Below are 14587 nucleotides of genomic sequence, written 5' to 3' on the forward strand. Positions count from 1 at the left end.
ATTTCAACTTTAAGTTCTGGTTTAACTGAACCAGTTGTGAAAGTGTTTCCACATGCACACTTAACCACTGTATCGTGATGGTATTCTGGATGTATGCCTTGTCTCATGTAATTCACCTCTTTCAAAATAAAAAAATGTTGCTAAACAACTATTAACAAGTATATCATGGGCATATTTAATCGTCAATAGTTTAAAAGCTTTCTTATTTAAGTTATAATCATATTTAGAATATTATAAGAGTAGAAGGAGTTAAAGCTAATATGAGTAAATTATATTTTAGATACGGGGCAATGAATTCTGGAAAATCTACACACCTTATGCAGGTTGCACATAATTATGAAGAAAGAGGAATGGAAGTTATCATAATTAAGCCATCTACTGATAAAAAAGGTGGAGATAAAGTTGTATCAAGATTAGGTGTTGAAAGAGTAGTAGATTTACTAATAGATAATAATGATAACATAATAAATCTAATTGATGAGAGATTGGAAAAAGGAAGAAAGATAGATTGTATAATAGTTGATGAAGTACAATTTTTAAAAGCTCATCACATAGATGAATTATTTGAAATATCAGTTGTTAAAGATATTCCTGTAATTTGTTATGGATTAAGAACTGACTTCCAAATGAATGGATTTGAGGGAAGTGAGAGATTACTATTATTAGCACATAGTATAGAAGAGATGAAGACTATATGTAAATGTGGAAGAAAAGCCATATTAAATGGAAGAATGATAAATGGTAAGTTTACATTTGAGGGAGAACAAGTTGCTATAGACTTAGTTGACAATGTTGAATATCAATCATTATGTGGACAATGTTACTTCGATTATAAATATGGTAATAATAAAGAGAAGTAATTAATGAAAGGACAGGGTTAAAATTATGAGAAAATGCCAAGTTGGCGGTCAAGCAGTACTAGAAGGCGTTATGATGAGGGGGAGAAAAGGGACAGCAACAGCTATTAGAACACCAAGTGGGAAAATAGAAGTTTCTTTTGAACAAACAATACCATATACTAAAAAAAATAAATTTTTAGGACTACCTTTTATAAGAGGATTTGTTACACTAATAGAATCTTTAATTGTTGGATTAAAGTCTCTAAGCTATTCTGCTAGTTTTTTTGAAGATACAGAACCTTCAAAATTTGAGGATTGGATTAATGAAAAATTTGGAGACAAAGCTAACAATATAATAATAACATTAACAATGATGCTTTCAGTTTTTTTTGCAATAATTTTATTTGTGGCAATACCAACAGGAATAACATTTCTTTTAAAGAAAATTAATTTTCCTCAATGGAGTTTAAGTATTATTGAGGGTGGAATTAGTATAGGGATACTTTTAGTATATATGTATCTTATGGGTAAAATGGAGGATATAGAAAGAACATTTCAATATCATGGTGCAGAGCATAAAACCATTTTCTGTTATGAAAATGAAGAGGAATTAACTGTTGAAAATGTTAGAAAATATCCAAGATTTCATCCAAGATGTGGAACAAATTTCTTGTTTTTAGTTGCTATAGTAAGTATTTTTATATTTTCATTTACAAAATGGGATTCAGTTTTAGAGAGAACGGCAATGAGGATAGCACTGTTACCTGTTGTATCTGGAATAACTTATGAACTTATTAGATGGCTTGGTAAATCAGAAGGAAAAATAGCTAAAATAATAGCATCACCAGGTTTAAGGCTTCAAAAACTGACAACAAGAGAACCAGATGATTCTCAAATAGAGGTAGCTATAGCTTCTTTAAGGAGGGCTGAAGGATTGAAAGAACCAAATAAAAAAGTTGGAGAATTATTAGCTTTAGGAAATGAAACTTTAAAAGAAGTTTCAATAGATACTTATATATTAGATACTCAATTATTACTAGGAAAAGTTCTTGAAAAAGATAAAATATGGCTTATTACTAATAAAAATGAGGAAGTTCAAAAAGCTGATGAAATACACTTTCTAAACTTATTAAACAAAAGGAAAGAAAAAATGCCAATGCAATATATTTTAGAAACATGTGAGTTTATGGGCATGGATTTTCATGTTGAAAAAGGAGTTTTAATTCCAAGGGGAGATACTGAAATAATTGTTGAGGAAGTTTTAAATAATATAGAAGAAGATGCGAAAATAAATCTTTGTGATTTATGCTGTGGAAGTGGAGCTATAGGTTTATCATTAGCTAATTATAGAAAAAATATAAAGGTAGACTTAATAGATATTGATGAAATTCCAGAGAAAGTAACAAGAAAAAATATAAGAGAGTTTAAACTTTCTGATAGATGTGGATTTATTAAAAGTGATCTTTTAAAAGAAGTTATTGAAAAAGAAAAGAAATATGATGTTTTAGTTTCAAATCCACCATATATAAGAACAGAGGTTATAGATACATTGATGGAAGATGTTAAAGACTATGAACCTCACTTAGCTTTAGATGGAGGAGGAGATGGATTAATATTTTATAGAAGAATTGTTGATGAAGCTTTAAAAGTTTTAAATGAAAATGGAATACTTGCTTTTGAAATTGGACATGATCAAGGGGAAGATGTTAAAGATTTAATGATTGAAAATGGATATAAGGATGTTAAAGTTATTAGAGATTTAGCAGGTCTAGATAGATGTGTTATAGGAAGAGTGAGCCTTGAAAGATAGCAATGTAATGTGTTATAATTGTAAAATATGAAAATCTGTATACGGAGTGATAATAGATGATACTTGATAGATTAAATTTTATTGAAAATAAATATGATGAACTTTCAGTTAAAATTAGTGATCCTTCAATAATGGCTAACCAAAAAGAATGGAGAAAGCTTTGTAAGGAACATGCTGACTTAGAAGTTATAGTTGGTAAGTACAAGGAGTACAAAACTGCAACTGAAGATTTAGAAGCTAACAAAGAAATGCTTTCAGAAGAAAGTGATCAAGAAATGAGAGAAATGATTAACTCAGAAATAAAAGAGTTAACAGAAAGAAAAAAAGAATTAGAAGACGAAATACAAATTCTTTTATTACCAAAAGACCCTAATGATGAAAAGAACGTATTCGTTGAAATCAGAGGTGGTGCAGGTGGTGATGAGGCAGCACTATTTGCAGCTAATTTATTTAGAATGTACACTAAATATGCTGAGAAAAATAGATGGAAAGTTGAATTAATGAGTACAAATGAAACTGATATAGGTGGATTTAAAGAGGTTGTATTCATGATAAAAGGTGCTGGAGCTTACTCAAAACTTAAGTACGAAAGTGGAGCACACAGAGTACAAAGGGTTCCAGATACAGAGAGTTCAGGAAGAATACATACATCAACAGCTACAGTGGCAGTTTTACCAGAGGTTGATGATGTAGAAATAGAAATAAATGATAAAGACATAAAAATAGATGTATTTAGAGCATCTGGTAATGGTGGTCAGTGTGTTAATACAACTGACTCAGCTGTAAGATTAACTCACTTACCTTCAGGTATTGTTATTTCATGTCAAGACGAAAAATCACAGCTTAAAAACAAAGAAAAAGCTATGAAAGTTTTAAGAGCTAGATTATATGAGCAAGCAGAAGCTGAGAGATTAGCAGGAATTGCGGAAGATAGAAAGAGTCAGGTTGGTACTGGAGATAGAAGTGAAAGAATAAGAACTTACAACTATCCTCAAGGAAGAGTAACAGATCACAGAATAAACATGACTTTATATAAATTAGATAGTTTCTTAGATGGTGATATAGATGAGATATTAAATGCTCTAATCACTGAAGATCAAGCTCAGAAGATGAAAGCTATGGGTAATACTGAATTTTAATATATAAAGCCTTACATTAATAATGTAAGGCTTTAAAAATATTTATTTTAAATATATTAATTTAAAGAGGGACTTACTTATGAATATAGATAAAGCTATAAAAAAGCAAAGAAAATCATATAAAAGATTTATGATTCTTATGGTAATAATTCTTACTTTGTTACCTCTTTTAGTTTGGTATTTTGAAGTTTATAAAGAATTTTTGATAGTTTATTTAATTTTTCTAGAAATATTTATAGTCATTGTTATGATTAAAAATTTTAATAATATAAGGTTAGAATATACTTTAGAAAATGGAATTTTAAAAATAAAACCTAATATTTTATCTAAGGCAAAGACAGTTTATTGTGATAGAGTTAAGTTAGTACATACAGAAAATAAACTAGAAGATATGAAGATAATAATTATTTTCTCTAATAAAGGAAGAAAAGATAAGTTTGGAAAACCTGTTGGAGAATATTTTTGTAAGGCTTATCCAGAATTAAGTAGAGATTATAAAAAGATGGTTAAATTAAATAAAGAAACTCAATATTATTATATAATAGTAAAAAGAGGAGCTTTAAAAAAGTTAAAACTTTTAGATGATATATATAAAAATTGTGTAACAGCAATTTATACTAATGAAAGTATAGAAAACATAAAAATTGCTAGAGGACAAACGAATTTATAAAAATGAAGGTGATATTGTTTTATGAAAACAAAGGTACATTTTATAAAAGATATAAATAAAGACATAAAACATTTAGAAGAAGCTGCAGAAATAATAAAAAAAGGTGGAATAGGGGCTTTCCCTACTGAAACAGTTTATGGATTAGGTGCAAATGCTTTAGATGGAGAAGCTGTTACAAAGATTTTTGAAGCCAAAGGAAGACCACAGGATAATCCTTTAATAATTCATATAGCTAATAAAGAGGATATTGAAAAATATGTTGAAGAAGTACCAACTTATGGAAAAGAACTTATGGATAGATTTTGGCCTGGTCCTTTAACAATAATATTTAAGAAAAAAGATATAGTTTCAGACATAACATCTGCTGGGTTAAAAACCGTGGGAGTTAGAATGCCAAATGATGAGGTGGCATTAAAGCTAATTGAATTATCAGAAGTTCCAATAGCAGCACCATCGGCAAATATATCAGGGAGACCAAGTCCAACTGATGTTGAAAGATGTGAACAAGATTTAAATGGAAAAGTTGATTTTATTCTAGGTGCAGAAAAAAGTGAAATAGGTGTAGAATCAACAATAGTAGATGCAACTGGGGAGCATTTATGTATTTTAAGACCAGGCGGAATAACTTTAGAAATGTTAAAAGAAGTTGACAAAGAAGTTTATATTGATAAAGCAATACTTTCAACTTTAGATAAAAATGTTAAGCCAAAAGCACCAGGAATGAAATATAAACACTACGCTCCAAAGGCAAAAGTGAAAATGGTTCAAGGTTCAACAAATAAAATGGTTGAAAAAATTAGAGAAATGGTGCATAATTACATAGATGAAGATTTCAAGGTTGGAATTATGGCTACAGATGAAACTATGAATATGTATAATGAAGGAATAGTTAAATCTTTAGGAACAAGGGAAGACCTGACGTCAGTAACTAAAAATTTATTTGAGATGCTTAGATCTTTTGATGATTTAGGAGTGGATATTATAATAACAGAAGCTTTTGATGAAGAAGGTTTAGGATTTACAATAATGAACAGGTTAAAAAAATCTTGTGGATTTGATATAACTGTAGTTTAGAAATATATGTGAAAGGAGCTAGATAAGCATGATGCTTTGGAAAAATAAAAAATATTTTGATTTTTCATTTTTAAAAAATTTAATATTTTCATTTTTTGAAGATTTAGTGTCTTTATTTAGTTTTCTTTCAATTAATAAGAAGAAGTGCTTTTTTAATTGACTTGCTATTTGATTTTTAAATTAAAGTAGTATTATTAGTCATTTGAAAAGCACTTTTTTTGAAATATATATTTAATACAAGGCATATGGAGGTTAGTGAAATGAAAATAGCAATAGGTTGCGATCATGGTGGTTTTAACTTAAAAAACACAATAATAAAACATTTAGAAGAAAAAGGAATAGAAGTTAAAGATTTCGGTACATATAGCAGTGATTCATGCGATTACCCAGATGTTGCACTTCCAGTTGCAGAAGCGGTTTCATCAAAAGAGTTTGAATATGGAATATTAATATGTGGAACTGGTATAGGCATATCAATATCAGCAAACAAGGTTCCAGGAATAAGAGCAGCACTTTGTTCAGATACTTTCAGTGCTCATGCAACAAGACAACATAACAATGCAAATATATTAGCTATGGGGGAAAGAGTTGTAGGACCTGGATTAGCTTTAGACATAGTTGATACATTCTTAGCTTCAGAATTTGAAGGTGGAAGACATCAAAATAGAATTGATAAGCTAAGTGCAATAGAAGAAAAATATTCAAAATAATAATAAGTTTAAAAATAATTTATATATAGATTCTAGGAGGAAGATAAAATGAGTAAAGTAACAGAAATAACACATCCACTTATATTACATAAGTTAGCATTTATAAGAGATAAAAATACAGGTTCTAAAGATTTCAGAGAATTAGTAAGTGAAGTTTCTATGCTTATGGCTTATGAGGTAACAAGAAATCTTCCAATGGAAGAAATCGAAATAGAAACTCCAGTTTGTAAAACTAAGTGTAAGGTTTTAGCTGGTAAAAAAGTTGCTATAGTTCCAATATTAAGAGCTGGCTTAGGTATGGTAGATGGTATGTTACAACTTATACCTGCAGCAAAGGTAGGACATATAGGATTATACAGAGATGAAGAAACTCTTCAACCTGTTGAGTACTTTTGTAAATTACCACAAGATATAGCTGAGAGAGATATAATAGTGGTAGATCCAATGTTAGCTACTGGTGGTTCAGCTGCAGATGCTATAACTTTATTAAAGAAAAGAGGAGCTAAGCAAATAAGACTTATGTGCTTAATATCATCACCAGATGGAATTGAATTTGTACAAAAAGCACATCCAGATGTTGATATATATGTTGCATGCATAGATGAGAAATTAAATGAGCATGGATATATAGTTCCTGGATTAGGAGATGCTGGAGATAGATTATTTGGAACAAAATAGGTTATAATTAAAATAGCTACTTATTAAATAAGTAGCTATTAATTATTTTTTTGGAGGTAATTATTAATGGATAAGATAAAAGTTTTAACGATCTTTGGAACAAGACCAGAAGCTATAAAAATGGCACCATTAGTAAAAGAGTTAGAAAAAAGACCTGAAATAGAGTCAAAGGTTTGTGTAACAGCTCAACACAGAGAGATGTTAGATCAAGTTTTAACTTTATTTGATATAAAACCAGATTTTGATTTAGATATAATGAAGAACCGTCAAACATTAACTGGAATAACAAATAGAGTTTTAGAAGGGTTAGAAAAAGTATTTACAGAAGAAAAGCCAGATATGATACTTGTACATGGTGATACAACTACAACTTTTGCTGGTGGATTAGCAGCTTTTTACCAACAAATAAGAGTAGGTCATGTTGAAGCTGGACTTAGAACATTTGATAAGTATTTCCCATTCCCAGAGGAAATGAATAGAAAGTTAACTGGGGCTTTAGCAGATTTACACTTTGCTCCAACTCAAGGTTCAAAAGCCAACCTTTTAAGAGAAGGAATAAATGAAAATGATATAAAGGTTACAGGAAATACTGTAATTGATGCTATGGAACATACTGTTGATAATAACTATGTTTTTGAAAATGAAGAATTAAATAACATAGATTTTGAAAACAAAAAAGTTATAATGATAACTGCACATAGAAGAGAAAACTGGGGAGAAGGTATAGACAACATCTGTACAGCATTAAATAAAATTGTTGAATATAATAAAGATGTTGAATTAGTTTATCTTGTTCACTTAAATCCTGTAGTAAAGGATGCAGTTTATAAAAATCTTGATGGAAAAGAAAGAGTACATCTTCTACCTCCACTAGATACTAAAGAAACACATAACTTAATGAATAAATGCTTTATGGTTATGACTGATTCAGGTGGATTACAAGAAGAAGCACCTCACTTAGGAAAACCAGTATTAGTTTTAAGAGATGTTACTGAAAGACCAGAAGCTGTTAAGTCAGGTACAGTTAAGTTAGTAGGAACTGATATTGAAAAGATATTATCAGAAGCTAATACTTTAATAAATGATGAAAAAGCTTATGCAGATATGAGTAAAGCAGTGAATCCATATGGAGATGGAAAAGCTTCAGAAAGAATAGTAAAAGCTATTTTAAATTACTTTGGAAAAGATGAAGAAGTTGTAGAAGAATTTGTTAGTAAGTAAAGTTTGTTAAAAAACTAAATAAGTATAATTTGAATAAATGGAATTAAAATACAGATATTTAGAATATTATAGAAATTTTAATAATATATTTCTATTGTTATTCTAAAATATCTGTATTATTTTTTTGAAAAACAAAAAAATAATAAAAACTTTGTTTAAAATTTAACGAAATCTATTGAAACTTAAAAATTTTAAATATATAATTAAATCAGTTAGAAAATTTAAATATATTTGATAATTTTTTACCTAAATGGGAGGTTTTTGATATGAGAGAGGTAGTTATTGCAAGTGCAGTAAGAACAGCATTAGGATCATTTGGTGGTACATTAAAAGATATTCCAGCAGTAGATTTAGGGGCTTTAGTAATTAAAGAAGCTTTAAACAAAGCAGGAGTTAAAGCAGAAAATGTTGACGAAGTTCTAATGGGTAATGTTATCCAAGCTGGATTAGGTCAAAACCCAGCTAGACAAGCATCAGTAAAAGCTGGTTTACCAGTTGAAATTCCAGCAATGACAATAAATAAAGTTTGTGGTTCAGGATTAAGATGTGTAGCTTTAGCTGCTCAAATGATAAAAGCAGGAGACGCTGACTTAGTAGTAGCTGGTGGTATGGAAAATATGTCACAAGGACCATACGTTTTAAAAACAGCTAGATTCGGCCAAAGAATGGGCGATGGAAAAATGATAGATACTATGGTAAATGATGCATTAACAGATGCATTTAATGGATATCATATGGGTATAACTGCTGAAAATATAGCTGAACAATGGGGATTAACTAGAGAAATGCAAGATGAATTCTCAGCAAATTCTCAAGCTAAAGCAGAAGCCGCTATAAAAGCAGGAAAGTTCAAAGATGAAATAGTTCCAGTTGTAATTCCACAAAGAAAAGGTGAGCCAATAGTATTTGATACTGATGAATTCCCAAGATTCGGAACAACTGTTGAAAAATTAGGAAAATTAAGACCAGCATTCAAAAAAGATGGCACAGTTACTGCAGGTAATGCTTCAGGTATAAATGATGGAGCGGCTGCATTAGTAGTTATGAGTGCTGAAAAAGCTAAAGAATTGGGAGTAACTCCAATTTGTAAAATAGTTTCATATGGTTCAAAAGGATTAGATCCATCAATTATGGGATATGGACCATTCTATGCTACTAAAAAAGCTTTAGAAGGAACTAATTTAACTATAGATGATTTGGATTTAATAGAAGCTAATGAAGCTTTTGCAGCTCAAAGTTTAGCAGTTGCTAAAGATTTAGGATTTGATATGAATAAAGTTAATGTAAATGGTGGAGCTATAGCTTTAGGTCATCCAGTTGGAGCTTCAGGAGCTAGAATATTAGTTACATTAATCCACGAAATGATGAAGAGAGATGCTAAAACAGGTTTAGCTACACTTTGTATAGGTGGAGGAATGGGAACTGCTTTAATAGTAGAAAGATAATAAGTTTAACATTATTATATATTAAAAGGTGTTATCAAATTGATAACACCTTTTATTTTATAAATAATTTCATTATATTAGCGTATGATTTTTTTGTTTTAAAGAGCTATGATATTTTTATGATTTATGTTAATTAGTATTTTATTATAAGAAGTAATACATCTAATAAATTAATTAATGATTTTATGTTCATGAATTAATTGATATTTTAATATTCATAAAAAATAATCAAAATTAATTATAAAATTTTAAGTTTATTGGAATTACTTAGTCAATTAATGTTTAGAATTTTAAATATATATCAGTAATTGTTTATATAATGAATAAATAAACTAGTTTGTGAAAAAATGAGTGTATAAATTAAATCACTTTTTGTAGAAAAAGGATGAATGATAAAGTTAATAATAGAAAAAAATAGATAGAAAGTGCATAAAATCATTAAAAAAATAAAAAAATAAAAAAAAAATATAAAAAAATGTGAATAAATATTAAAAAGGTTATTCAAAACCTTTTAAGCTGTAAAGTTTATTCTAAATAATGGTTTGAAATTTTTTACGCAAAAATAGGGTTAAAAGTTATAATTTAATAACAAAAACTTTTAAAAAAGGATTTCAAAATCGAAAATAGTAATCGAAAATTAACTTGAGATAAGCAATAAAAGATTAAAAATTCAGAAAAATGAAATTTGATCAAAATAAATATTCAAAAAACTTCAAAAAAAGAGTAAATAAGAGTTTATGAGAGTAAAAATGAAGGAAGTATATAAAATCACTTTAAAATATTAAAATATTAATAAATATAAGCAAAATTTAAATTTTATTAATATTAAATTCAGGAATATAATTAGTAAAGTAACATTGCGGAACTATGGAGGTTATAAGTGAACGCTAAAATTAAAAGCTTAGTTTTATCAGTAATGAAAACTAATATTTTATTAACGGTAATAGCAACCCTAGCAATTAGTTTATTTAATTTGAAATTAGGGGTGGCTTTTTTAGTTGGAAGTATAGTTGCTACAATTAACTTTACTGTTAATGCAATTGTAATCCACAAGGTCATTAAAAAAAGACGTGGAGCTTTAAAAATTCAATTGAGCTTTGTACTTAGAATGTTGATGATTCTTGCATTTACTTTAGTATTTATGAGAAGTGTTGAGGAGTTAGCATTTTACTTAGTCGGGTTCATAGCACATCAGATATCAATATTTATTTATACAAGAAAGAATAAGGCCTTATCAAACGTAAAATAAATATTTATATACATATATAAATTAATACTAAGATAGAAAGGGAGTGATTCCGTGGATATCTTTGCACCAATGTTTACAGTTAAGATTGGTAGTTTGACAATTACTAGTACAATAATATTTCAATGGGCAGCAATGCTTGTTATAACAATATTTGCTATTTTATCAACTAGAAATCTTAAAAATAAACCAGGCAAGTTACAAGTTGTTTTAGAGTCACTTTATCAAACAATTTATAACTTGGTAAAGAGTAACATGGGGGAAAATTATATCAGCTTTGTACCATACATAGGAACATTAGCGATATTTTTACTTGTTTTAAACCTTTTTGGATTAATCGGGCTTGCACCTCCAACTCAAGATTTAAGTGTAGCAGTAGCGTTAACAATTACTTCCTTTGTCGTTGTTCATGTTAATGCAATATACAGATGTCATATTGGAGGATATATTAAAGGATACTTTAAGCCTTATCCAGTAATGTTACCTTTAAATATAATGGAGAGAATAATTTTCCCAGTTTCTCTTTCACTACGTTTATTTGGTAATATGTTAGCTGCCACTCTATTAATAGATCTTATGTATTCAGGTCTAGCTCATATAGGATGGATAGCTCAAATAGGTGTGCCAATAATAGCACACAGTTTCTTCGATGTATTTGATGGAACAATACAAATGATAGTATTTACAATGTTAACAATGGTAAATATCAAAATGTTAGCAGATCACTAAGAAAAAACAAAATAATAAATCAACTGAATTGGTTTGATTTAAAAGGAGGACTTTCTAATGGATATGAAGTTATTAGCAGCAGGTATCGCTGTATTAGCAGGTATAGGAGCCGGAATTGGTATAGGTATTGCAACAGCAGGAGCAATAGAAGCAACTGCAAGACAACCAGAAGCATCAGATAAAATACAAAGTTTATTCATCATGGGAGCTGGTCTTTCAGAGGCAACAGCTATCTATGGATTAGTAATTTCAATAATCTTATTATTCGTTGTTTAATATCAAGATACGTACTAATTTATTAAGAACTTGTAGTAATTAATAAAAAGAGAATAGAGTTAATATAATTGACTCCGAAGGGAGGCTGTGATTGATATATGGAATTAGATTTTATGAGAATATTAGCTACAATCATTAACTTTATCATATTAATTCTTATACTAAAACATTTTTTCTGGGACAAAATCAAAAAAGCTATTGATGCAAGACAGGAAGCTATAGATGAAACAATCTTACAAGCTGATGAAGATGCAGAGAAGGCTAGAAGATTAAGATTAGATAATGAGAGAATTCTTAAGTCTGCTAAAGAAGAAGGTAGAAAATTAAGAGAAGATCAGAAAAAAGAAGCTGACAGAATTTATAAAGAAATAGTTGATGATGCTCATAAAGAAGCTGAGGCTGTATTAAATAGAGCTAATATTGAAATTCAAAGAGAAGAAGAAAAAGCAAAATACGAATTAAAACAACAAGCAGTTGAGTTATCTTTAATGCTTGCAGAAAAAGCTCTTGGCGAAAGCATAGATGAGAATAAACATAGAGATTTAATCAATGATTTTATTGAAAAGGTAGGTATCTAATTATGTATGAATATTTAGATCGTAGATATGCCTTAGCTCTATATGAAGTCGCAGAAGAGAAAAATAAAGTTGATGAGTACATGAATGATTTAAAAGAAGTATGTGACATAATTTATGGAAATAAAGATTTCTATGAAATTATAAAGCACCCTCAAATCAGTACTGTCAGAAAAAAGAAAACTTTCAAAAACATATTTGAAGGTAAAATAGATGATGAATTACTTTCATTCTTAATGATTCTTATAGAAAAAGATAGAATACTTTATTTAAAAGAAAAGTTAAACCAAATGGAAAAAATTCATAGAGAAAGAAACAATACTTTATTAGCAGAAGTTAAGAGTGTTGTTCCACTAACAGAAGATGAAGTTCAAAGACTTGTAGAAAAGTTAGAGAAAAAATATTCAAAGAAAATATTATTGAAGCAAGAATTAGATAATAGTATCATAGGTGGACTTTTTGTAAGAGTTGGCGATGATGTTATAGATGGTACTATAAAAGCTAAACTTGATGATATGAAACAGATAATGCTTAAGAGAGAATAGAGGTGAGTCTATGCATATTAAACCAGAAGAAATAACTTCTATAATCAAGAATGAAATAAAAAATTATGAAAAAGAGTTAGAAACTGTGGATTCTGGTACTATCATTCAGATAGGTGACGGAGTTGCCAGAGTTTATGGACTAGAAGATTGTATGGAAGGTGAGCTTCTAGAATTCCCTAACCAAGTTTTCGGTATGGCTCTTAACTTAGAGCAAGATAACGTTGGATGCGTTCTTTTAGGATCTGAAGAAGGTATAAAAGAAGGAGATATCGTTAAAAGAACTGGAAAAATCGTTGAAGTACCAGTAGGTGAAGAGGTAATAGGTAGAGTTGTTAACTCATTAGGTCAACCTATAGACGGAAAAGGACCTATCAAAAATGATGGATACAGAGCTATAGAAATCCCAGCACCAGGAATACTTGAAAGAAGTTCTGTTAATGAGCCTCTACAAACAGGTATTAAAGCTATTGACTCAATGATACCAATAGGTAGAGGACAAAGAGAGTTAATTATAGGAGATAGACAAACAGGTAAAACTGCTATAGCTATTGATACTATAATCAACCAAAAAGGTAAGGATGTTATTTGTATATATGTTGCTATTGGACAAAAACAATCAACTGTTGCAAATATAGTTAATACATTAACTGAAGAAGGAGCTATGGACTACTCAATCGTAGTAAGTGCATCAGCATCTGAATCAGCACCATTACAATACATAGCACCATATGCAGGATGTACTATGGGTGAGTACTTTATGAATAAAGGAAAACATGTATTAATAATATATGATGACTTAAGTAAACACGCTGTTGCTTACAGAACAATGTCATTATTAATTAGAAGACCACCAGGAAGAGAAGCTTACCCAGGAGATGTATTCTACATCCACTCAAGATTACTTGAGAGAGCGGCTAAGTTATCAGAGAAAAATGGTGGAGGCTCATTAACAGCACTTCCAATAATTGAAACACTAGCTGGAGACGTAACTGCTTACATCCCAACTAACGTTATATCAATAACAGATGGACAGATATTCTTAGAAACTGAGTTATTCAACTCAGGACAAAGACCAGCTGTTAACCCTGGTATATCAGTTTCAAGGGTTGGAGGAAATGCACAGATAAAAGCAATGAAACAAGTTTCAGGTACATTAAGACTTGAACTTGCTCAATATAGAGAGTTAGCATCATTCGCTCAATTCGGATCAGACCTTGATAAAGATACTCAAGCAAGACTTGAAAAAGGAAAGAGACTTATTGAAATCTTAAAACAAGATCAATATAAACCAATGGCAGTTGAAAAACAAATAATGATTATATATGCTGCTGTTAATAATTTCTTACTTGATATACCAGTTCAAGATATTAAGAAATTCGAAAAAGAATTCTTAGAGCATATGGATACTCATCATAGAGAAGTTGGTAAAGATATTATAGAGAAGAAAGTTTTAAATGATGAAATAAAATCTGCTTTAGAAAGCGCTATAGTAGAATTTAAAAAAATATTCTTAATGTAAAATAAGAGCATAGCTTTTTAATTAAAGCTATGCCCACATTTTTAAGAATGGAGGTGGAGCTTAAATGGCAGGTGCAGGACTTTTAGAAATTAAAAGAAGAATAAAAAGTAT

The 14587-nt window shown here is 29.4% G+C and carries 16 protein-coding genes; 15 read left to right on the forward strand and 1 reads right to left on the reverse strand.

What is annotated here, in order from left to right; translation table 11 throughout:
- Nucleotides 1–107, reverse strand: a 107-nt coding sequence (locus tag Q1K13_RS11170) for a 50S ribosomal protein L31 (RefSeq protein WP_300350859.1), incomplete at its 3' end; no start/stop codon positions are given.
- Between the two features lie 153 nt (nt 108–260).
- Between Q1K13_RS11170 and Q1K13_RS11175 the strand changes: the two genes are divergently transcribed.
- The 15 genes from Q1K13_RS11175 (at nt 261) to atpA (ending at nt 14476) form a co-directional block, all read left to right on the forward strand.
- Nucleotides 261–860 carry a thymidine kinase gene (locus Q1K13_RS11175; RefSeq protein WP_300260276.1) on the forward strand — a complete coding sequence of 200 codons (600 nt, stop codon included), beginning with the start codon at nt 261–263 and terminating at the stop codon, nt 858–860.
- A 25-nt stretch (nt 861–885) separates the two neighbouring features.
- On the forward strand, nt 886–2649 hold the full coding sequence (gene prmC, locus Q1K13_RS11180; RefSeq protein ID WP_300350841.1) for a peptide chain release factor N(5)-glutamine methyltransferase: 1764 nt from the start codon (nt 886–888) through the stop codon (nt 2647–2649).
- A 56-nt stretch (nt 2650–2705) separates the two neighbouring features.
- Complete coding sequence (prfA, locus tag Q1K13_RS11185; protein ID WP_300260284.1) at nt 2706–3788, forward strand: peptide chain release factor 1; 1083 nt, start codon at nt 2706–2708, stop codon at nt 3786–3788.
- Between the two features lie 79 nt (nt 3789–3867).
- Nucleotides 3868–4458 (forward strand): hypothetical protein, encoded by a 591-nt coding sequence (locus Q1K13_RS11190; RefSeq protein WP_300260286.1) that lies wholly within the window; start codon nt 3868–3870, stop codon nt 4456–4458.
- Nucleotides 4459–4479: 21 nt separating this feature from the next.
- Complete coding sequence (locus tag Q1K13_RS11195) at nt 4480–5532, forward strand: L-threonylcarbamoyladenylate synthase (protein WP_300350845.1); 1053 nt, start codon at nt 4480–4482, stop codon at nt 5530–5532.
- Nucleotides 5533–5792: 260 nt separating this feature from the next.
- Nucleotides 5793–6242, forward strand: a complete 450-nt coding sequence (rpiB, locus tag Q1K13_RS11200) for a ribose 5-phosphate isomerase B (RefSeq protein ID WP_300350848.1) — start codon at nt 5793–5795, stop codon at nt 6240–6242.
- A gap of 48 nt (nt 6243–6290) precedes the next feature.
- Nucleotides 6291–6920 (forward strand): uracil phosphoribosyltransferase, encoded by a 630-nt coding sequence (gene upp / locus Q1K13_RS11205; RefSeq protein ID WP_300260295.1) that lies wholly within the window; start codon nt 6291–6293, stop codon nt 6918–6920.
- 66 nt (nt 6921–6986) lie between these two features.
- Entirely contained in the window at nt 6987–8141 is a 1155-nt protein-coding gene (gene wecB, locus Q1K13_RS11210) for a non-hydrolyzing UDP-N-acetylglucosamine 2-epimerase (RefSeq protein WP_300350851.1), read from the forward strand.
- Nucleotides 8142–8407: 266 nt separating this feature from the next.
- Complete coding sequence (locus Q1K13_RS11215) at nt 8408–9586, forward strand: acetyl-CoA C-acetyltransferase (protein ID WP_300350854.1); 1179 nt, start codon at nt 8408–8410, stop codon at nt 9584–9586.
- An 880-nt stretch (nt 9587–10466) separates the two neighbouring features.
- Nucleotides 10467–10835, forward strand: coding sequence for an ATP synthase subunit I (locus Q1K13_RS11220; RefSeq protein WP_300260303.1), 369 nt, complete (start codon nt 10467–10469; stop codon nt 10833–10835).
- Nucleotides 10836–10886: 51 nt separating this feature from the next.
- On the forward strand, nt 10887–11561 hold the full coding sequence (locus Q1K13_RS11225) for a F0F1 ATP synthase subunit A (protein WP_300260306.1): 675 nt from the start codon (nt 10887–10889) through the stop codon (nt 11559–11561).
- 57 nt (nt 11562–11618) lie between these two features.
- Nucleotides 11619–11837, forward strand: a complete 219-nt coding sequence (atpE, locus tag Q1K13_RS11230; RefSeq protein ID WP_011592986.1) for an ATP synthase F0 subunit C — start codon at nt 11619–11621, stop codon at nt 11835–11837.
- A gap of 98 nt (nt 11838–11935) precedes the next feature.
- Nucleotides 11936–12415 (forward strand): F0F1 ATP synthase subunit B, encoded by a 480-nt coding sequence (locus tag Q1K13_RS11235; RefSeq protein WP_300260308.1) that lies wholly within the window; start codon nt 11936–11938, stop codon nt 12413–12415.
- 2 nt (nt 12416–12417) lie between these two features.
- Entirely contained in the window at nt 12418–12957 is a 540-nt protein-coding gene (locus Q1K13_RS11240; RefSeq protein ID WP_300350857.1) for a F0F1 ATP synthase subunit delta, read from the forward strand.
- 10 nt (nt 12958–12967) lie between these two features.
- A complete protein-coding gene (gene atpA, locus Q1K13_RS11245; RefSeq protein ID WP_300260311.1) occupies nt 12968–14476 on the forward strand; it encodes a F0F1 ATP synthase subunit alpha in 1509 nt (502 codons plus the stop codon).
- The last annotated feature ends 111 nt before the right edge of the window (nt 14477–14587 follow it).

Source organism: Clostridium sp. (assembly GCF_029267215.1).
Classification (GTDB): Bacteria; Bacillota; Clostridia; order Clostridiales; family Clostridiaceae; genus Sarcina.